At 66.0% G+C, this 19226-nt stretch carries 22 protein-coding genes; 14 read left to right on the top strand and 8 right to left on the bottom strand.

Annotated elements, in window-relative coordinates; genetic code table 11:
* Positions 1–15: 15 nt before the first annotated feature.
* The 6 genes from AC1KAT_RS11520 to rfbB form a co-directional block, all read right to left on the bottom strand.
* Positions 16–957: a GDP-L-fucose synthase family protein gene (locus AC1KAT_RS11520; RefSeq protein ID WP_480325932.1), complete on the bottom strand. Its 942-nt coding sequence runs from the start codon at positions 955–957 to the stop codon at positions 16–18.
* Positions 954–1346: a MarR family EPS-associated transcriptional regulator gene (locus tag AC1KAT_RS11515; RefSeq protein ID WP_480325930.1), complete on the bottom strand. Its 393-nt coding sequence runs from the start codon at positions 1344–1346 to the stop codon at positions 954–956. The genes AC1KAT_RS11520 and AC1KAT_RS11515 overlap by 4 nt, the downstream gene beginning before the upstream one ends.
* A gap of 75 nt (positions 1347–1421) precedes the next feature.
* Positions 1422–1967, bottom strand: coding sequence for a dTDP-4-dehydrorhamnose 3,5-epimerase (gene rfbC / locus AC1KAT_RS11510; protein ID WP_480325928.1), 546 nt, complete (start codon positions 1965–1967; stop codon positions 1422–1424).
* A 2-nt stretch (positions 1968–1969) separates the two neighbouring features.
* Entirely contained in the window at positions 1970–2860 is an 891-nt protein-coding gene (gene rfbA, locus AC1KAT_RS11505) for a glucose-1-phosphate thymidylyltransferase RfbA (RefSeq protein WP_480325926.1), read from the bottom strand.
* A 36-nt stretch (positions 2861–2896) separates the two neighbouring features.
* Positions 2897–3793 carry a dTDP-4-dehydrorhamnose reductase gene (rfbD, locus tag AC1KAT_RS11500; RefSeq protein ID WP_480325924.1) on the bottom strand — a complete coding sequence of 299 codons (897 nt, stop codon included), beginning with the start codon at positions 3791–3793 and terminating at the stop codon, positions 2897–2899.
* 2 nt (positions 3794–3795) lie between these two features.
* Complete coding sequence (gene rfbB / locus AC1KAT_RS11495; RefSeq protein ID WP_480325922.1) at positions 3796–4863, bottom strand: dTDP-glucose 4,6-dehydratase; 1068 nt, start codon at positions 4861–4863, stop codon at positions 3796–3798.
* A gap of 200 nt (positions 4864–5063) precedes the next feature.
* Between rfbB and AC1KAT_RS11490 the strand changes: the two genes are divergently transcribed.
* Positions 5064–6494: a DEAD/DEAH box helicase gene (locus AC1KAT_RS11490; RefSeq protein WP_480326553.1), complete on the top strand. Its 1431-nt coding sequence runs from the start codon at positions 5064–5066 to the stop codon at positions 6492–6494.
* A gap of 31 nt (positions 6495–6525) precedes the next feature.
* Here the strand turns inward: AC1KAT_RS11490 and AC1KAT_RS11485 are convergent, their stop codons facing one another.
* Both AC1KAT_RS11485 and AC1KAT_RS11480 read right to left on the bottom strand, forming a co-directional pair.
* Complete coding sequence (locus tag AC1KAT_RS11485) at positions 6526–7290, bottom strand: SAM-dependent methyltransferase (RefSeq protein WP_480325920.1); 765 nt, start codon at positions 7288–7290, stop codon at positions 6526–6528.
* Complete coding sequence (locus AC1KAT_RS11480) at positions 7287–7880, bottom strand: Maf family nucleotide pyrophosphatase (protein WP_480325918.1); 594 nt, start codon at positions 7878–7880, stop codon at positions 7287–7289. Before AC1KAT_RS11480 ends, AC1KAT_RS11485 begins: the two co-directional genes overlap by 4 nt.
* 81 nt (positions 7881–7961) lie before the next feature.
* Here AC1KAT_RS11480 and AC1KAT_RS11475 point away from each other — a divergent pair, with 81 nt between their 5' ends.
* From AC1KAT_RS11475 to AC1KAT_RS11415, 13 genes are all read left to right on the top strand, one after another.
* Entirely contained in the window at positions 7962–8477 is a 516-nt protein-coding gene (locus AC1KAT_RS11475; protein ID WP_480325916.1) for a YceD family protein, read from the top strand.
* A gap of 150 nt (positions 8478–8627) precedes the next feature.
* Positions 8628–8810, top strand: coding sequence for a 50S ribosomal protein L32 (rpmF, locus tag AC1KAT_RS11470; RefSeq protein WP_480325914.1), 183 nt, complete (start codon positions 8628–8630; stop codon positions 8808–8810).
* A gap of 172 nt (positions 8811–8982) precedes the next feature.
* Positions 8983–10086, top strand: a complete 1104-nt coding sequence (plsX, locus tag AC1KAT_RS11465; protein ID WP_480325912.1) for a phosphate acyltransferase PlsX — start codon at positions 8983–8985, stop codon at positions 10084–10086.
* Positions 10083–11075 (top strand): beta-ketoacyl-ACP synthase III, encoded by a 993-nt coding sequence (locus AC1KAT_RS11460; protein WP_480325910.1) that lies wholly within the window; start codon positions 10083–10085, stop codon positions 11073–11075. Before plsX ends, AC1KAT_RS11460 begins: the two co-directional genes overlap by 4 nt.
* Before the next feature lie 92 nt (positions 11076–11167).
* On the top strand, positions 11168–12106 hold the full coding sequence (gene fabD, locus AC1KAT_RS11455; RefSeq protein ID WP_480325908.1) for an ACP S-malonyltransferase: 939 nt from the start codon (positions 11168–11170) through the stop codon (positions 12104–12106).
* Positions 12103–12849, top strand: a complete 747-nt coding sequence (gene fabG / locus AC1KAT_RS11450; RefSeq protein ID WP_480325906.1) for a 3-oxoacyl-ACP reductase FabG — start codon at positions 12103–12105, stop codon at positions 12847–12849. Before fabD ends, fabG begins: the two co-directional genes overlap by 4 nt.
* Positions 12850–12999: 150 nt before the next feature.
* Positions 13000–13239, top strand: coding sequence for an acyl carrier protein (gene acpP, locus AC1KAT_RS11445; RefSeq protein WP_058936430.1), 240 nt, complete (start codon positions 13000–13002; stop codon positions 13237–13239).
* A gap of 43 nt (positions 13240–13282) precedes the next feature.
* Positions 13283–14527 (top strand): beta-ketoacyl-ACP synthase II, encoded by a 1245-nt coding sequence (gene fabF / locus AC1KAT_RS11440; protein WP_480325903.1) that lies wholly within the window; start codon positions 13283–13285, stop codon positions 14525–14527.
* Positions 14528–14548: 21 nt separating this feature from the next.
* Positions 14549–15052 (top strand): hypothetical protein, encoded by a 504-nt coding sequence (locus AC1KAT_RS11435; protein ID WP_480325901.1) that lies wholly within the window; start codon positions 14549–14551, stop codon positions 15050–15052.
* A complete protein-coding gene (gene rpoE / locus AC1KAT_RS11430) occupies positions 15049–15657 on the top strand; it encodes an RNA polymerase sigma factor RpoE (protein WP_480325899.1) in 609 nt (202 codons plus the stop codon). The genes AC1KAT_RS11435 and rpoE overlap by 4 nt, the downstream gene beginning before the upstream one ends.
* 42 nt (positions 15658–15699) lie before the next feature.
* Positions 15700–16338, top strand: a complete 639-nt coding sequence (locus AC1KAT_RS11425) for a sigma-E factor negative regulatory protein (RefSeq protein WP_480325897.1) — start codon at positions 15700–15702, stop codon at positions 16336–16338.
* Between the two features lie 19 nt (positions 16339–16357).
* Positions 16358–17398, top strand: coding sequence for a MucB/RseB C-terminal domain-containing protein (locus tag AC1KAT_RS11420; protein WP_480325895.1), 1041 nt, complete (start codon positions 16358–16360; stop codon positions 17396–17398).
* Positions 17399–17567: 169 nt separating this feature from the next.
* Positions 17568–18920, top strand: coding sequence for a Do family serine endopeptidase (locus AC1KAT_RS11415; RefSeq protein WP_480325893.1), 1353 nt, complete (start codon positions 17568–17570; stop codon positions 18918–18920).
* Positions 18921–19226: the final 306 nt, after the last annotated feature.

The raw sequence follows: 19226 nt of genomic DNA, 5'->3' as shown, positions 1-19226 counted from the left end.
GGTATTCGATCCGGATTAGGGGGCACGAAACGGTGCGTGGTCATAGGCCAAGCGAATTCCCTCCCTCAGCCCAGTAACGGCTTTCCAGCCGAGTTGGCTCAGTCGGCTCACGTCAAGCAGCTTGCGCGGCGTGCCGTCGGGTTTGCTTGCGTCATAGACGATGCGGCCCTTGAAGCCCACGACGTCCATGACCGTCTCCGCGAGCTCGCGGATGGTGATGTCTGCGCCGGTGCCGACGTTGACGAGTGGCCCTTGGTAGCCCGCTTCCATGAGGTGGACGCAGGCATCTGCCAGGTCGTCCACATACAGGAACTCGCGACGCGGATTGCCGCTGCCCCACACGACGTACTCCGCGTCGCCGCGGTCGCGCGCCTCATGCGCCTTTCGGATCAACGCCGGCAGCACGTGGCTGTTGGCCAGGTCGTAGTTGTCGTTGGGGCCATAGAGGTTGGTGGGCATCACGCTGATGTATTGCCGACCATATTGCTGGTTGTAGCTCTCGCACAGCTTGATTCCTGCGATCTTGGCAATGGCGTAGGGCTCGTTTGTCGTCTCCAAGGGGCCGGTCAGAAGGTATTCCTCCTGAATAGGCTGAGGACAGTCGCGAGGGTAAATGCAACTGGAGCCCAAGAACATCAACCGCTGAACGCCTGCCATGTGCGCGCCGTGGATCAAGTTGCACTCGATCTGCAGGTTTTCGTAGAGGAACTGCCCGCGGTAGATGTTGTTGGCGTGAATGCCGCCCACCTTGGCCGCTGCGATGAAGATGTAGTCGGGTTGCAGCTCGGCGAGAAAGGCGTGGACGTCACGCTGACTGAGCAAGTCGAGTTGCTCGCGTGTGCGCACGATCAGGTTGGTGTAGCCCGCGGACTGAAGGCGGCGCACAAGCGCCGAGCCGACCATGCCCCGGTGCCCCGTGATGAATAGCCGTGATTGCTTGTTGATAGATGAGGTCATGGACGATTCAGCGGGTCGTGGGATGAATGATGCTCGCGTGAATCGGCCTCTTTCCGCAGGCTTTCAATCTCCGTGCGCAGGGCATCGAACTCCCGTTGTTTGCGTTCAAGAAAGGCACGGGTCAAACGAAGCTTCTCGGTCATCCCTGCGGGTGTCAGGAGGTAGGTGTAAGCCACCTTGTTGTCACTGCGGCGAAAGTTTTGCGCCTTGACCCAACCTTTCACGAGCAGTGCACGCACGAGGTGGTTGGCTTTGCCCAAGCTCAGCCCCAAGCGCTCAGATATCTCGCGCTGTGATGACGAGGGCTGCTCGGTCAACAACCGCATCAGCCGCAGTTCCTCGGCGTCTGGTGGCTGAATCTCGTCGTGGGTAGCCTTCCGTGATGTCATGTGTTCAATCGATGAACACATGACTCTAACGCAACGGCGAGCTAGGAGAAGTCCCTAGCTAACAAGAATTCAAAACTACTTCAAATCGCGAAGCAGAGGGGCCGCCGCATCCTTGTTTGAAAGCAGGGGCTGGTTGTCGCTCGACACTGGCCATGCGATCGCGATGTCCGGGTCGTTCCAAAGCAGCGAGCCTTCGGCTTCGGGGGCGTAGTAATCGGTGGTCTTGTAAAGAAAGTCTGCACTGTCGCTGGTGACAAGAAAGCCGTGTGCCAAGCCGGCCGGGACCCACATCTGTCGGTGGTTGGTTTCGGACAGTTCCGCGCCGACCCATTGCCCGAAGGTTGGACTGCCGGGGCGGATGTCGACCGCAACGTCAAACACGCTACCCTTCACCGCGCGCACCAGCTTGCCTTGCGCATGTGGCGTCCTCTGAAAATGAAGGCCGCGCAGCACGCCTTTGCTCGACCGCGAATGGTTGTCCTGCACGAATTTCACGTGACGCCCTACCGCTTCATCGAAGACCTTCTGGCTGAAGCTCTCCATGAAAAAGCCTCGCGCATCGCCGAACACTTTGGGTTCGAGGATGAGCACGCCTTCAACGGCAGTCGCGATGACGTTCATGCTCAAAACACCTGGCTTTTCACGACCTGCAGCAGATACTGCCCGTATCCGTTTTTCAGCATGGGCTGCGCCATTGCCTCGACTTGTTCGGCTGTAATCCACCCCGACCGGAAGGCGATCTCCTCGGGGCAGGCCACCTTCAGGCCTTGACGCTTTTCCAGCACAGAGATGAAGTGCCCAGCCTCTAGCAAGCTGTCATGTGTGCCCGTGTCGAGCCACGCATAACCGCGCCCCATGATCTCGACGCTGAGTTGCTGCTGCGCGAGGTACCGCGCGTTCACATCGGTGATCTCCAACTCGCCACGCGGCGAGGGCTTGATGCTGGCGGCGATGTCGCACACCTGCTCGTCATAGAAGTACAGGCCTGTCACCGCGTAGTTGCTCTTCGGTACCTTGGGCTTTTCTTCGATGCTCAGTGCGCGCTTGTGGTCGTCGAACGCGACGACGCCGTAGCGCTCAGGGTCGTGCACGTGGTACGCGAAGACGGAGGCCCCGCTGCTGCGGTCGGCGGCCGAATGCAGCAGGCCTTGCAGGTCGTGGCCGTAGAAGATGTTGTCGCCAAGCACCAGCGCGCTCGGTTTCCCATCGACAAACTTCTTGCCCAGGATGAAGGCCTGCGCCAGGCCGTCCGGGCTTGGCTGCACGCAATAGTTGATGTTGATGCCCCACTTGGCGCCGTCACCCAGCAGCGCTTCGAAGCGCGGGGTGTCTTGCGGGGTGCTGATCAGCAGGATGTCGCGGATGCCCGCGAGCATCAGCGTGCTCAGCGGGTAGTACACCATTGGCTTGTCGTACACCGGCAGCAACTGCTTGCTGATGGCGAGCGTGGCCGGGTGCAGGCGAGTGCCTGAGCCGCCAGCGAGGATGATGCCTTTGCGGGTGGATGTGCTCATGGGGTCTCCCTCGTTCTCGTGCCGCGTCGGTGTCGTTCAACCGATCACTTCGGTGAGCATGCGCTCGACCCCTGTCTGCCAGGTCGGCAGGTTGAGGCCGAAAGCGCGGCGCAGCTTGTCGGTGTTCATGCGCGAATTGCCCGGGCGCTTGGCCGGCGTCGGGAAGGCGCTGGTGGGCACCGGCTCGACGGCATCGGCAGCCACCTGGATGGGCTGGCCCGCTGTGCGCGCGAATTCGATGACGTGCCGCGCGTACCCGTGCCAGCTGGTCTCGCCGGCGGCCACCGCGTGGTAGGTGCCGCCGAGCGCCGGTTGTTGCTGAACGCTGCGCAGCGCATGCGCCGTGATGTCGGCCAGCAGGTCGGCGCCGGTGGGCGCGCCGATCTGGTCGTCGATGACGGTGAGCTTGTCGCGCTCTTTGGCCAACCGCAGCATGGTCTTGGCGAAGTTGCCGCCGCGTGCTGCGTAGACCCAGCTGGTGCGGAAGATCAGGTGCTGGCAGCCGCTGGCGCGAATCGCGTTCTCGCCTTCGAGCTTGGTGCGGCCGTACACGCTCAGCGGGCCGGTCGGCGACTCTTCGAGCCAGGGGGTGTGGCCGCTGCCGTCGAAGACGTAGTCGGTGCTGTAGTGCACGAGCCAGGCGCCCAGGTTCGCGGCCTCGCGGGCGACGACGCCGGGGGTGGTGGCATTGAGGGTGCGGGCGAACTCGGTTTCGCTCTCGGCCTTGTCCACGGCCGTGTGCGCCGCGGCATTGACGATGATCTGCGGGGCGATGGCGCGCACGGTGGCGGCCACGGCGTCGGGCTTCGAGAAGTCTGCGCTCAGCGGACCGGGGCTGTCGAAGTCGAGTGCGATCAGCTCGCCCAGCGGGGCCAGCGCGCGTTGCAGTTCCCAGCCGACCTGGCCGTTCTTGCCGAGTAGCAGGATCTTCATCGTCATGCGCCCGAGCGGTCGGCGTAGTTGCGGTTGACCCACTCGCGGTACGAGCCACTCTGCACGCCTTGCACCCACTCGGTGTTGTCGAGGTACCAGCGCACGGTCTTGCGGATGCCGGTCTCGAAGGTCTCGGCTGGCTTCCAACCGAGTTCGCGTTCGAGCTTGCGGGCGTCGATGGCGTAGCGGCGGTCGTGGCCGGGGCGGTCGGTCACGTAGGTGATGAGGCGGGCGTAGCTGCCGGCCGGGTCAGGCTTCATCTCGTCGAGCAGCGCGCAGACGGTCTTGACGATCTCGATGTTGGGCTTCTCGTTCCAGCCGCCGACGTTGTAGGTCTCGCCGAGCCGGCCGCGCGCCAGCACTTCGCGGATCGCGCTGGCATGGTCTTTCACGTAGAGCCAGTCGCGCACCTGCTGGCCGTCGCCGTACACCGGCAGCGGCTTGCCAGCCAGGGCGTTGACGATCATCAGCGGGATCAGCTTCTCGGGGAAGTGGTACGGCCCGTAGTTGTTGCTGCAGTTGGTGGTGACCACCGGCAGCCCGTAGGTGTGGTGCCAGGCGCGCACGAGGTGGTCGCTCGCAGCCTTGCTCGCCGAGTACGGGCTGTTGGGCTCGTAGGGGTGGGTTTCGGTGAACGCCGGGTCGGTGGGGCCGAGCGAGCCGTAGACCTCGTCGGTCGAGACGTGGTGGAAGCGGAAGCCCGCCTTGCGGTCGCCTTCGAGCTGCGACCAGTAGGCGCGCGCCGCTTCGAGCAGGGTGAAGGTGCCGTTGACGTTGGTCTGCACGAAGGTGCCCGGGCCGTGGATGCTGCGGTCCACGTGGCTCTCGGCGGCAAAGTGGACGATGGCGCGGGGCTGGTGCGTGGCGAGCAGCGAGTCCACCAGGGCTCGGTCGCAGATGTCGCCCTTGACGAAGGTGTGGCGCGCGTCGCCGGCCAGCGATTTCAGGCTTTCCAGGTTGCCGGCGTAGGTGAGGGCGTCGAGGTTGACGACCGGCTCGCCGGTGACCGCAATCCAGTCCAACACGAAATTCGCGCCGATGAAGCCGGCGCCGCCAGTGACAAGAATCATGGACAAGCTGCGGTAGGGAAGGGGCTGCGTTCGCGAGGGCCCGGGCGGGCCCCCAAAAGCCGAATGATTCTAGTGTCGTGGTGGGCGGTTTCCAGCCCCACAGGCACAAGGAAGATAATTCGAGGATGAATGACCCGCTGATGCCCGACACCCACGCGCCCGCCGCGCCGGTGTCCGAGACCGTCGCCGCCCCCGCGGTGATGGAGTTTTCTGCCCTGAATCTCGCGCCCGTGCTCGAACGTGCGATCGCCGATTCGGGCTACACGACGATGACCCCGATCCAGGCGAAAGCCATCCCGATCGTGTTGGCGGGGCGCGACGTGATGGGCGCCGCGCAGACGGGTACCGGCAAGACGGCGGCGTTCTCGTTGCCGCTCTTGCAAAAGATGCTCAAGCACGAAAACAGCAGCGCCTCGCCGGCTCGCCACCCGGTGCGCGCCCTGGTGCTGGCGCCGACGCGTGAGCTGGCCGACCAGGTGTCGAACAACGTGAAGGCCTACGCCAAGCACAGCAAGCTGCGTGTGGCCTGCGTGTTCGGTGGCATCGACATGAAGCCGCAGACGCTTGAGCTGAAGGCCGGCGTCGAGGTGCTGATCGCCACGCCGGGCCGCCTGCTGGACCACATCGAGGCGAAGAACGCGGTGCTCAACCAGGTCGAGTACGTGGTGCTCGACGAGGCCGACCGCATGCTGGACATCGGCTTTCTGCCCGACCTGCAGCGCATCCTGAACTACCTGCCCAAGCAGCGGCAGACGCTGTTGTTCTCGGCCACGTTCTCGCCCGAAATCAAGCGACTCGCCGAAAGCTACCTGCAAGACCCGGTGCTGGTCGAGGTGGCGCGGCCCAACGCCACGGCCTCGACGGTCGAGCAGCGCTTCTACAGTGTCACCTCTGACGACAAGCGTGGCGCCGTGGTGCGCCTGCTGAAAGACCGCGACATCAAGCAGGCCATCGTCTTCGTCAATTCAAAGCTGGGCTGTGCCCGCCTGGCCCGCTCGTTCGAGCGTGACGGCTTGCGCACCAACGCCTTGCACGGCGACAAGTCGCAAGACGAGCGCCTGAAGGCCTTGGATGCGTTCAAGAAGGGCGAGGTCGATGTGCTGGTTTGCACCGACGTGGCCGCGCGCGGGCTCGACATCGCCGACCTGCCGGCGGTCTTCAACTTCGATGTGCCCTTCAATGCCGAAGACTATGTGCACCGCATCGGCCGCACCGGCCGGGCGGGGGCTTCGGGTCTGGCCGTGACCCTGGTGACGCGCGACGACGCGCGCCTGGTGGCCGACATCGAAAAGCTCATCAAGAAGAAGATCGACCTCGAAGCGCTGGAGCTGGACGACACCCGCCCGCCGCGCCGTGACGACCGCGTCGAGGCGCGCCGCGAGCGCCCGGTGCGTGCGCCCCGCGACGAGGCCGCCAGCGCGACGCGCACGCGCCCGTATGCCCCGCCGGCCGCGCCGCGCGACCCCTTCTTCGACAAGCCCTACGAAGCGGCGCATGACGCCGACCCGTCGTGGGAGCACAAGGCCCCGGCGTCGTCTACCGCCACCCCGGCGCGCAGCATGTCGCCGAACATCAAGCCGAAGAAGCGGGTGGCGGCGCTGTTTGGCGCCAAGCCGCCGAGCGCCGAGTAAGGCGAGGGCGCGGCCCCGCGGCCGGCCCTGCTCAGCCCGCGAGGAAGGCGAACACCGCCGGCACGTCCTTCGGAAGAGCGAGCGGCGTGCTGCGCCACGCCGACACCCGGCGCGTGCGGGTCCAGCCGTCCGGCAGCGTCAGCCCGCAGCTGACCGACAGCCAGGTGTCGGGCCGCAACTGCCCGAGCAGGGCGCCCCACAGCGCCTCGTTGCGGTAGGGCGTTTCGATCATCAACTGCGTCTGACCGAACCGCTGTGAATGCGCCTCGAGTTCTTTCAGGCGCTTGCTGCGCTCGTGGGCCTCGACGGGCAGGTAGCCCACGAAGGCAAAACTCTGGCCGTTGAGCCCGCTGGCAGCCAGCGCCAGCACCAGCGAGCTGGGGCCGGACAGCGGCATCACCTCCACACCGAGCGCATGCGCGGCCTGCACCAGTGCGGCGCCCGGGTCGGCCACGGCCGGCAGCCCGGCTTCGGACAGCAGCCCGATGTCGTGCCCATCGAGTGCGGCTTGCAGCAGCGGCTTCAGGTCGGCGACCGGCGCCGTTTTGGCGCCCTTGGGTGCACGGGGCAGTTCGACGATGGACAGGCTTTGCAGAGGTTGGGCCAGCGGCACCACCGCGTCCACGCGTTTCAGAAAAGCGCGCGTCGTCTTCGCGTTTTCGACCACCCAGTGCGTCAGGCGCGCGGCCGTGCGGATGGCGCCCATCGGCAGCACCGCCTGCACATCCCCGTCGGTGGATGCGGTGCCGAAGTCCAGCGTGTTCGGCACCAGCCACAAGCGCCCGGGCGTGGTCATGACGCGAGCGGGTCCAGGCCGGCTTCTCGCAGCATCTCGCAGGTGCGGATGAGCGGCAGGCCGACGAGCGCCGTGGGGTCGTCCGACTCGATGGCGCTCAAGAGCGCGATGCCCAGGGTTTCTGACTTCGCGCTGCCGGCGCAGTCGTAGGGCTGTTCGGTGCGCAGGTAGTGCTCGATCTCGGCGTCGCCGAGCTGGCGAAAGCGCACCGTCACGGGCGCGAGTTGTACCTGGGCGAAGCCGGTGTCCTGGCGCACCACGGCGACGGCCGTCTGAAAAACCACCGCCCGGCCGCGCATCGACTGCAACTGGCGCACCGCGTTCTCGTGCGTGCCTGGTTTGCCGATGGGTGTGCCGTCGAGGTCAGCGACCTGGTCCGAGCCGATCACGACGGCGTTCGGGTGTTGCGCGGCGACGGCCTGGGCTTTGGCAAGCGCGAGGCGTAAGGCCAGGTCGGCGGGGCGTTCGCCGGGGTGCGGGGTTTCGTCCACATGGGGCGACTGCACGGTGAAGGGCAGTCGCAGACGCTCCAGCAATTCGCGGCGGTAGCGCGAAGTGGAACCGAGGATGAGGGGCGGTTGAGAGGGCATGCGGGAATTGTCCCATCGGGCCCCGCGAGGCCGGCTCGTAAACTTGCGCGCATGAAAAGCTTTGACCCCCATCACCTCGACGTGGCGGCCTTCGCCAAGGCCGGGGAACCGTTGGAAGGCACCTGGCCCATGGCCCGCCTGGAGCGGCTGGCCGAGTCGTTTGCGTCCGAATCCCCCGCCGGCGAGGCCGACCTCGTCCAGTGGCGCATCGCGGGTGAACTGCGCGCGCTGCGTGGCGGCGAAACGCAGACCTGGCTGCACCTGCGCGCCCAAACTACCGTGCGCCTGCAGTGCCAGCGTTGCTTGAAACCGGTGGAGGCGCCGATCGAGGTTGAGCGGTCCTTCCTCTTTGTGGCGGGCGAAGACGCCGCCGAGGCGCTCGACGCCGAAAGCGAAGACGACGTGCTCGCGCTGACCCGCGCACTCGACGTGCCCGAACTGATCGAAGACGAATTGCTGCTCGAACTGCCCCTGGTGCCCCGCCATGAGGTCTGCCCCGAGCCCTTGCCGGTGCCAGAGGATCTGCCCGTCGAAGAGGCGGCTCCGCATCCGTTCGCGGCGCTGGCAGCGCTCAAGCGCGGGAATCTGCCGAACTGAAATCCCCAATTGGCATCGGCTGTGTGCCGACGGGGCCTGTCGCCGTGCTAGAATCGCCGGCTTTCCGTCCGAGTGCCCCTGCGTCCTGCGGGCACGCCCCTGGCTCCTGAGCACGTTGTTTCAGAGGTTCAGGACCTTAGGAGATTCCTCATGGCCGTCCAGCAAAACAAGAAGTCGCCCTCCAAGCGTGGCATGCATCGCTCGCACAACGCCCTGAACACCCCGGGCACCGCGATCGAACCCACCACCGGCGAAACGCATCTGCGTCACCACATCAGCCCGAACGGTTTCTACCGTGGGCGCAAGGTTCTCAAGACCAAGGCCGACGCCTGATCGGCCTTCCGGCCGAACCGGGCCTTGTGCGCGATGCTTCGCGTCCACGGCATGGCACTTGAAATCCTGACATCACCCGGCTTGGGTTGCTCCCAGTGCCGGGTGTTCGTTTTTCTGGTGTGCCCCGTGGTTCACAGCTTGCGCAGCCTCGTTTGATCTCCACTCGGTTTTCATGAGCGTTCTTGAGCCTGCCTCGGGCGTGATCCGTGTCGCCGTCGATGCCATGGGTGGCGACCACGGTCCCGCGGTCATCGTGCCGGCGGTGCGCGCCTTCCTCGAATCGCATCCTCAGGCCGAAGTCGTGCTGGTCGGCCGTGCCGATGCGCTGATTCCCGCGCGGGGCATCGCCCGTTGCCGCGTCGTCGAGGCCACCGAGGTGGTCGAGATGGACGACACCGTCGAAGTGGCGATGCGCCGAAAAAAAGACTCGTCGATGCGGGTTGCGCTGAACCAGTTGAAGGGCGCCGACCACGCGGCCCACGTCTGCGTGTCGGCCGGCAATACCGGCGCCTTGATGGCCGTGGCGCGCTACGTGCTCAAGACCATCGCCGGTATCGAGCGCCCCGCCTTGGCCGCCGACATGCCGCACCAGAAGGGCGGTTTCACCACCGTGCTCGACCTGGGTGCGAACGTCGGCTGTTCGCCCGAACACCTGCTGCAGTTCGCGGTGCTCGGCAGCGCCTTCGTTTCGGCCGTGAAGGGCGTTGAAGAGCCCACGGTCGGCCTCTTGAACATCGGCGAAGAGGTCATCAAGGGCAACGAGACCATCAAGCAAGCCGGTGAACTGTTGCGCGCAGCGGGCGCCGCCGGCCACCTGAACTTCTACGGCAACGTCGAAGGCAACGACATCTTCAAGGGCACGACCGACATCGTCGTGTGCGATGGCTTCGTCGGCAACGTGGCGCTCAAGACCTCGGAAGGTCTGGCCACCATGCTCATCACCTTCATCAAGCAAGAGTTCAAGCGCAACGCGTACTCGAAGCTGTCGGCATTGATCGCGATGCCCGTGCTGAAGCACTTCGCCAAGCGGGTGGACCACCGCCGCTACAGCGGTGCGGCGTTGCTGGGCCTGCGTGGCCTGGTGTTCAAGGCGCATGGCTCGGCCGATGCCTTCGCGTTCGAGCACGCGCTCAATCGCGCTTATGATGCCGCCCGCAATCGTTTGCTCGATCGCATCCACGACCGAATCCGCGACTCGTTGCAGGCACTGCCCGGCAACGACGACGACCCCGAGGGGTCTGAAACCGCGCCGCCTGGCGACGCCCTCGCTGCATGACTTCCACACCCAACCCCCGCTATTCGCGCATCACCGGCACGGGCAGCTACCTGCCGCCGAAGCGCCTGAGCAATGCCGACCTTGCCGCGCAACTGGCCGCGCAAGGTGTCGAAACGTCTGATGAGTGGATCGTCGAGCGCACCGGCATCCGTGCGCGGCGCTTCGCTGATGCGGGCGTGGCGTGCAGTGACCTCGCCGTCGAGGCCGCGCGTGAAGCCCTGACCGCTGCGCAGGTCGGCGCCGATCAGATCGACCTCATCATCGTCGCGACCTCGACGCCCGACATGGTGTTCCCGTCGACCGCCTGCATCGTGCAGCGCAAGCTGGGCGTGTATGGCAGCGCTGCGATGGACGTGCAGGCCGTGTGCTCGGGTTTCGTCTACGCGCTGACGGTGGCCGATTCGATGATCCGCTCGGGCTCGGCCCGCAAGGCGCTGGTCATCGGCGCCGAGGTGTTCTCGCGCTTGCTCGACTTCCAGGACCGCACGACCTGCGTGCTGTTCGGAGACGGCGCCGGCGCCGTGGTGCTCGAAGCGAGCGACAAGCCCGGCATCCTGGCCACCGAGTTGCACGCCGATGGTCGGCATGCCGACATCTTGTGCACAGCCGGCAGCATTGCCAATGGCAGCATCCTCGGCGACCCGTTCCTGCGCATGGACGGCCAAGCCGTGTTCAAGCTGGCGGTCGGGGTGCTCGAAGGCGTGGCGCGCTCGGTGCTTGAAAAAGCCGGCCGCAGCGAGGCCGACATCGACTGGCTCATTCCGCACCAGGCCAACATTCGCATCATGCACAGCACGGCCAAGAAGTTGAAGCTGCCGCTCGACAAGCTCATCGTCACCGTGGACGAACACGGCAACACCTCGGCCGCGTCCATTCCGCTGGCGCTTGACGCGTCGGTGCGCAGCGGGAAAGTCCGGCGCGGCGACACCGTCATGCTCGAAGGCGTGGGCGGTGGTTTCACCTGGGGCGCGGTGCTGCTGGACTTCTGACGCCGCGCAGTCGCGGGGTGCAGCGCCGAGGCCCGTGACCGAGGCGACGCGGCCCCTTCGAAAAAACATCCGAACAAAGACCGAGACAAACCATGACCCCGTTCGCATTTGTCTTTCCGGGCCAGGGCTCGCAGGCCGTGGGCATGCTCAACGCCTGGGGCGACCATGCCGCTGTGCGCGACACGCTGGTCGAAGCCTCGCAGGCATTGGGTGAAGACGTGGCCCAGCTCATCGCCACCGGCCCCAAGGAAGCGCTGGACCTCACCACCAACACCCAGCCCGTGATGCTGACGGCAGCGGTCGCCTGCCTGCGCGCCTGGCTGGCCGAAACCGGCGCCCAGCCGGCGGTCGTGGCGGGTCATTCGCTCGGCGAGTACACCGCCCTGGTCGCGGCGGGCTCGCTGACGCTGGCCGAGGCGCTGCCCTTGGTGCGCTTTCGCGCGCAGGCCATGCAAGAGGCTGTGCCGGTGGGCGTGGGCGCGATGGCGGCCATCCTCGGGCTCGACGCTGACGCGGTGAAGGCTGGGTGTGCCGAAGCCGCGGTCGCCTGCGGCGAGCCGGTCGAAGCCGTGAACTTCAACGATGCCAAGCAGACCGTGATCGCCGGCACCAAGCTCGGCGTCGAGCGCGCCTGCGAACTGCTGAAGGCCAACGGCGCCAAGCGTGCGCTGCCGCTGCCGGTGTCGGCGCCCTTCCATTCGAGCCTCATGAAGCCGGCCGCCGAGCGGCTGAAAGAGCGTCTTGCCGGTGTGGCGATTCAAACGCCGGTCATTCCTGTCATCAACAACATCGATGTGGCCACGCAAACTGACCCGGCGGCCATTCGCGACGCCCTGTACCGCCAAGCTTTCGGACCGGTCCGCTGGGTCGAGACGGTGCAGGCGATTCGCGCACGGGGCATCACCCACATCGTCGAATGCGGCCCGGGCAAGGTGCTGGCCGGCATGGTCAAGCGCATCGACGCCGAAGCCGTCGCGCTGAACGTGTTCGATCCGGCGTCGCTGGCCGAAACGAAAGGACTGTTGGCATGAGCGAGATCCAAACCAAAGGCCAGGTCGCCCTCGTGACCGGCGCCTCGCGCGGCATCGGCCGCGCCATCGCGCTGACGCTGGCGCAGCAGGGCATGACGGTCATCGGCACCGCCACCACCGAGTCGGGGGCGGCCTCGATCGGTGACGCGCTCGGCGCCTACGGCGGCCGCGGCATCGCGCTCGATGTCAACGACGCCGCCGGCGTGGACGCCGCCATCGACGCCATCCTCAAGGCCCACGGCGGTTTGCAGGTGCTGGTCAACAACGCCGGCATCACGCGCGACAACCTGTCGATGCGGATGAAAGACGACGAATGGGACGCGGTGATCGACACCAACCTCAAGGCCGTCTTCCGCACCAGCCGCGCCGTGATGCGCCCGATGATGAAGCAGCGTTACGGCCGCATCGTCAACATCACCTCGGTGGTCGGCGCGAGCGGCAACCCCGGCCAGGCCAACTACGCGGCGGCCAAGGCCGGCGTGGCGGGCATGACGCGTGCGCTGGCCCGCGAACTGGGCAGCCGCGGCATCACGGTGAATTGCGTCGCGCCGGGCTTCATCGAGACCGACATGACCAAGGCGCTGTCTGAGCAGCAAACGGCCTCGCTGATGCAGCAGATCCCGCTCGGCCGGCTGGGCCAGGCGGCCGACATCGCCCACGCGGTCGCGTTTCTTGCTTCACCCCACGCGGGCTACATCACCGGCACCGAACTGCACGTCAACGGCGGCATGTTCATGTGCTGAGGGTTGGCATTCAGCGTTTTCCCTGAGTTTTTCTTCCGGCACATCGCCGGTTCCCTGCCCGATGGGGTGGCCTTTGGGGTCGTCGAGACGACACCTCGCAGGCCGTAGAATCCCGGGCTTACTTTTCAGCAAACTCTCCAGGAGGAGTTCATGAGCGACATCGAAGCACGCGTCAAGAAGATCATTGCAGAACAACTCGGCGTTCCCGAAGCCGACGTGACCAATGAAAAGGCTTTCGTGGCTGATCTGGGCGCTGATTCGCTCGACACCGTCGAACTGGTGATGGCCCTCGAAGACGAGTTCGGCATCGAGATCCCCGACGAAGAAGCCGAGAAGATCACGACCGTGCAACTGGCGATCGACTACGCCGTGAAGCACCAGAAGGCCTGAGCGCCTTCTTGCCTCGCCCCCTCACTTCTTTTCCCGTTTGCGCATGACCCGTCGCCGCGTTGTCGTCACCGGGCTCGGCCTGATCAGCCCCGTCGGTAACACGGTGGGCGAAGGCTGGACCAACCTTCTGGCCGGTCGCTCCGGCATTGCCACCGTCACGAAGTTCGATGCGTCGAACCTCGCTTGCCAGTTCGCTGGCGAGGTGAAGGGCTTCAACATCGAGGATTACATCCCCGCCAAAGAAGCCCGCCACATGGACACCTTCATCCATTACGGATTGGCGGCGTCCATGCAGGCGGTGAAAGACTCGGGTCTGCCCACCGGCGATGCGCTCAGCGAAGAACAGGCCGAGCGCATCGGCTGCCTGGTGGGGTCGGGCATCGGCGGTTTGCCGCTGATCGAAGAAACACACGCCGAACTGATGGCGCGCGGCCCACGCCGCGTGTCGCCCTTCTTCGTGCCGGCCTCGATCATCAACATGATCTCGGGCCACGTGTCGATCAAGTACGGCTTCCAAGGCCCGAACCTCTCGATCGTCACCGCGTGCACGACCGGGCTGCATTGCATCGGCGAAGCCGGGCGTCTCATCGAGTACGGCGACGCCGACGTGATGATCGCCGGCGGTGCCGAGTCCACGGTGTCACCGCTGGGCATCGGCGGCTTCGCGGCCGCACGGGCGCTCTCGACGCGCAACGACGACCCCGCCACGGCCTCGCGTCCCTGGGACAAGGACCGCGACGGCTTCGTGCTGGGCGAAGGCGCTGGCGTGCTGGTGCTTGAAGAGTACGAACACGCCAAGCGCCGCGGCGCCAAGATCTACGCCGAACTGTCGGGCTTCGGCATGGGCGCCGACGCTTTCCACATGACCGCCCCCAACGTCGATGGCCCGAAGCGGTCGATGAAGGCGGCGCTGCGCAATGCCGGCATCAACGCCGATCAGGTGCAGTACCTCAACGCGCACGGCACCTCGACGCCGCTGGGCGACGTCAACGAATCCAACGCGATCAAGCTGGCCTTTGGCGACCACGCCAAGAAGCTGGTCGTGAACTCGACCAAGTCGATGACCGGCCACCTGCTGGGTGGCGCGGGCGGCATCGAGTCGGTGTTCACCACGCTGGCGGTGCACCACCAGATTTCGCCACCGACGATCAACATCTTCAACCAGGATCCGGAGTGCGACCTGGACTACTGCGCCAACCAGGCGCGCGAGATGAAGATCGAATACGCCGTGAAGAACAACTTCGGCTTCGGCGGTACCAACGGCACCTTGGTCTTCAAGCGGGCCTGATCGGCCCCGGCGAGGGCCGGCATGCGCGCGGCCCCGCCGTTCCAGATCACCGTCGAGTCGTTTGGCCAGTGGCGCGCCGCTGGCGCGTTGCTGGTGGCGGTGACGCTCGCGGGCGTCGCGCTGTGGTTGCCGGCGGCCGTGGTTTGGCGTCCGGCCTGGGCCACGGCGGCGGCGTTGTCCGCCGGGGTGTTGGTGGTCGTCCTGCTGTTGTGGATGCGACGGGCGATGCGCCCCACCAGCCTGCGCTGGGACAGCCAGTGCTGGCATTGGGGCCCGGCGAGTTCGCGGGGCTTCGAGCCGCACCCGGGTCGGGTCGTGGTCGCCTGGGACATCGGGGCCTGGTTGCTGCTGCAACTGATCGACGCCGAGGCCGGGCCGGTCTCGAAACACTGGCGCAGCCGCTGGTTGCCCATCCAGCGTTCAGGGCATGAGACACACTGGCATGCGTTGCGCTGTACGGTATATTTCCGCGGCCTTCGCCCCCTTCCACCTTGCCGCCGAGCAGAGACCTCCACGCCTGAATGACCTCGACCGACGCCGATGCCCCGCTGATCGAACGCGTCAAGCGGGGGGACGTCAAGGCGTTCGAGATGCTGGTGGTCAAGTACCAGCGGCGCATCGAGCGCTTGATCGGCCGCATGGTGCGCGACGTGGACCTGGTGCAAGACATCGCCCAGGAAACTTTCATCCGCGCTTACCGGGCCATCCCCCAGTTCCGTGGGGACAGCGCCTTCTACACCTGGCTCTACCGCATCGCCGTCAACACGGCCAAGAAGGCACTGGTCGACTTGAAACGCGATCCGATCGTGACGGAATCCGCACGCGCCAGCCGCGATGACGACGACGAAACTTCCCGGGTAGAGAACGAACTAACAGACGGCGAAACGCCCGACGCTGTGCTGGCGAGCAAGGAAATCGCCGCCGCCGTGAACTCCGCGATCGAGGATTTGTCCGAGGACTTGCGGCAGGCGATCACCCTGCGCGAGATCGAAGGCTTGAGCTACGACGAGATCGCGGAGGTCATGAACTGCCCGATCGGCACGGTTCGCTCCAGAATCTTTCGTGCACGCGAGGCGATTGCCCAGCGTTTGCGACCCTTGCTGGATACCCGCGAAGGGGAGCGTTGGTGATGCGCTGTTCTCGCATTCAGTGTTTGTGTCTTGGAGATGGTCATGTCGCAGTGGACTGACAGCAGCCTGCCCGCCGGTGAGCGCCTTTCGGCGCTGGTCGATGGCGAACTCGAAGCGTCCGAAGTGCAGCGCGCGTGCGCGCAGTGGCGTGACGAGGCCTCGTCCCGATCGACCTGGCATGCGTACCAGTTGATCGGTGATGTGCTGCGCTCCGATGAACTGGCGAGCCGACCGGGTCGCGACGCCCAGTTCCTTGCGGCGTTGCGTGACCGCCTGGCGCAAGAGCCGGTGGTGCTCGCGCCCGAGCAATCCGACGCGCCGCTGGACGCTGCTGCGCCGGCGCGTCGCCGCCTCTGGGCTGGGTCGATGGCTGTGGCTGCCGGCTTCGTGGCGGTGGTCGGTGTCGTGGCCGTCACCCAGTTTGGCCCGCCGCTCGCGGGCGATCCGACGCTGGCCCAGGGTCAACCGGCCGTGGCGCCGGGTCTGCAGGTTGTGAGTGCTACGGCGGCGGCGTCGGCTTCGGGCGAAGAACCGCAGGCTGTGGTGCTGAACGGGCGGCTCATTCGAGACGCGCGGCTGGACCAGTACCTGGCCGCCCACAAGAAGTTCGGCGGCAGTTCGGCGCCGGGCGTGCCGTCGGGCTTCCTGCGCAGTGCCGCCGCCGATGGCACGGGCCGCTGAGTTTCGCGGCCCCGCGCCCATGCGAATCCGTTTTCCGTTCGTCGCACTGGCTTGCGCGGTGATCGCGTTCGCGCCGCTTCCCGCGGGTGCCCAGGGGGCATCGGCGGCCAATGGCGACCCGTTCGTCGAGGCCCGCGAAGCGCGCGCGTGGCTGACCCGCATCCACGACGCCGCCAACAAGCGCAACTACCAGGGCACGGTGGTCGTCAGCGCGGGCGGCACGGTGGCCAGCTCGCGCATCGCCCATTTCTGTGACGGCAACGACCAGTACGAGCGCATCGACTCGCTCGAAGGCCAGATGCGCCACGTGTTTCGCCAGAACGACGTGGTGCACACCGTGTGGCCGCAGAACAAGGTGGCAATGGTCGAGCAGCGCGAGGGCGTGAGTTCGTTCCCGGGCGTGCTGCAGCGCGGGGCGGATCGCATCCCTGACTTCTACGACATGAAGCTGCTCAACGGCGTCGAGCGGGTGGCGGGGCGCGAGTCCCAGGTGCTCGTGCTCAAGCCCAAGGATGCGCATCGCTACGGCCATCGGCTGTGGGTCGATCAGGCCAGCGGCTTGTTGCTGCGCACCGAGGTGCTCAACGAGCGGCATGAGGTGCTGGAATCGTCGGCGTTCTCGGAGGTGAGCATCGGCGTCAAGCCGCAGTTCGATCTGGTGGTGCAGCCGCTGAAGAAGCTCGATGGTTACCGTGTGCTCAAGCCCGCTCTGGTGCCGACCCGGCTCGAAGCCGAGGGTTGGAGCTTGAAAGTCGGCGTGCCTGGCTTCAAGCTCGTGAGCTGCACCAAGCGGCCGTTCGACGGGCCGTTGTCGCAGCAAGCGTCGGCCGCATCCCCCGAAGCGCAGATGCTGCAGACCGTCTATTCCGACGGGCTGACTTATGTGTCGATCTTCATCGAGCCCTACAACGCCGAACGGCATTCGCGCCCCATGGCGGCTGCCATCGGCGCCACGCAGACCCTCATGCGTCGGCACGGCGACTGGTGGATCACCGTGATGGGTGACGTGCCGGCGCCGACCTTGCGGCAGTTCTCTCAAGGGCTTGAGCGCAAGAAGTAGCGTCTCGCTGCCGTGCGGCCAAAGGGCCCAAAGCCCTGGCGCGGCAAGATCGCGGTTTTCTGATTGATTCCCAACCGAGGTTTCTATGTTGTCCAGCTTGCCTGCTTCGCGCGCCATGTTGCCGTGGGGTGTCATCGGTCGCCGTGCCGCCGTTGCGATTGGGGCTGCGGTGCTGTCCTTGCTGCTGGTCGCGCTGCCGCAAACTGCCCGCGCCCAGCTGCGCGAACTGCCCGACTTCGCCGACCTGGTCGAGCGCGTGGGGCCGGCGGTGGTCAACATCCGCACCACCGAGCGCGTGCTGGAACAGCCGCGCAATCCTTTGTTCCGCCGGCAAAACCCGGCGCAGCCCGGTGAAGAAGTGCGCCGGGGCGAGGGCTCGGGTTTCATCATCAGTGCCGACGGTCATGTGCTGACGAATGCGCACGTGATCGAGGGCGCGAGCGAGGTCTACGTCACGCTCACCGACAAACGCGAATTCAAGGCCAAGATTCTTGGTGCCGACGAGCGCACCGATGTGGCCCTGGTGAAGATCGAAGCCAGCAGCCTGCCGGTGCTGAAAATCGGAGACGCCAGCAAGCTGCGCGTCGGCGAGTGGGTGGTGGCGATCGGCTCGCCGTTCGGACTGGAGAACAGCGTCACTGCTGGCATCGTCAGCGGCAAGGCGCGTGAGACGGGCTCCGACGTGCCGTTCATCCAGACCGACGTGGCGGTGAACCCGGGCAACTCCGGCGGTCCGCTGATCAACATCCGCGGCGAAGCGGTCGGCATCAACTCGCAGATCCTCAGCCCGGTCGGCAGCTTCATCGGCGTGTCGTTCGCCATCCCCATCGACGAAGCGATGCGCATCGCCGATCAGCTGAAGTCGGGTGGGCGCGTGGTGCGCGGATACCTCGGCATCCTGCCGGTCGATGTGCCGCCGCGCGAACTGGCCGAGGAGTACGGCCTCAACAAGAGCAAGTTCAAGGGCGCGTTCGTGCGCGAGGTGGTCCCCGACGCTCCGGGCGACAAGGCGGGCATCCGCCCCGGTGACGTGATCATCTCGGTGAACGGCCGCGGCATCGACAGCGCGGCAGAACTGCGCCGCACGCTCGGGGCGATCAAGCCCGGTTCGCCGGTGGCGCTTCAGGTCAACCGGCGCGGCAAGATGATGGAGTTCAAGGCCACGCTTGGCGAACTGCCGGTGAACACCGCTGCGAACGAACGCGGCGCGACGCCCGAGAACGGTGAGCCGCGCGGATCGAACGTGGCCAAGACCTGGGGTCTGACTGTGGCGAACCTGCGCGACAGCGACCGCCAGGCCTTGCGCGGTCTGGGCGGCGTACGGGTGACGGCGGTCGCAGCCGGGGCCGAGGCAGTCGGCATGCGCGTCGGTGATGTGATCCTCGCGGTGGGCACGACCGAGGTGCCCGATGTGAAGCAGTTCGAAGCCATCTTGGCGAAGGCCGATCGCACGAAGCCGTTGTCGGTGACCGTCCTGCGTGGCAATTGGGCGCAGTTTGTCCGCATCCCTGTCATCAAGTGAAGTGATGCGCGGGTGGTGGCCGTCCCGCCGTGACGGCTGAGTGGGGCGGTCGGACTTTCTGCAATGTGAAATCTTCAGCCCTGACACAGGGAGGTGCACCGGTCCGAGTTAAGTTTGCGAGCGCACACATTTTTGCCGTGTTACCGAGATTCCGTCAGCCGCTCGCATAGAATCGGCGCTCTTTGACGCAGCTTTCCGGCGGTCTGCAAAGGCAGTCGCCAAGCGGCCAAAGTATCCCCAGGCTGCCCACAGTGCTTTGTTGATAACTTGTGGATGGTTTTTGCTGTTGGCGAGTCGCAACGGCAA

This window comes from Piscinibacter sp. PDB5-1 (assembly GCF_056676035.1).
This window is presented reverse-complemented; position numbering and strand designations above follow the sequence as displayed.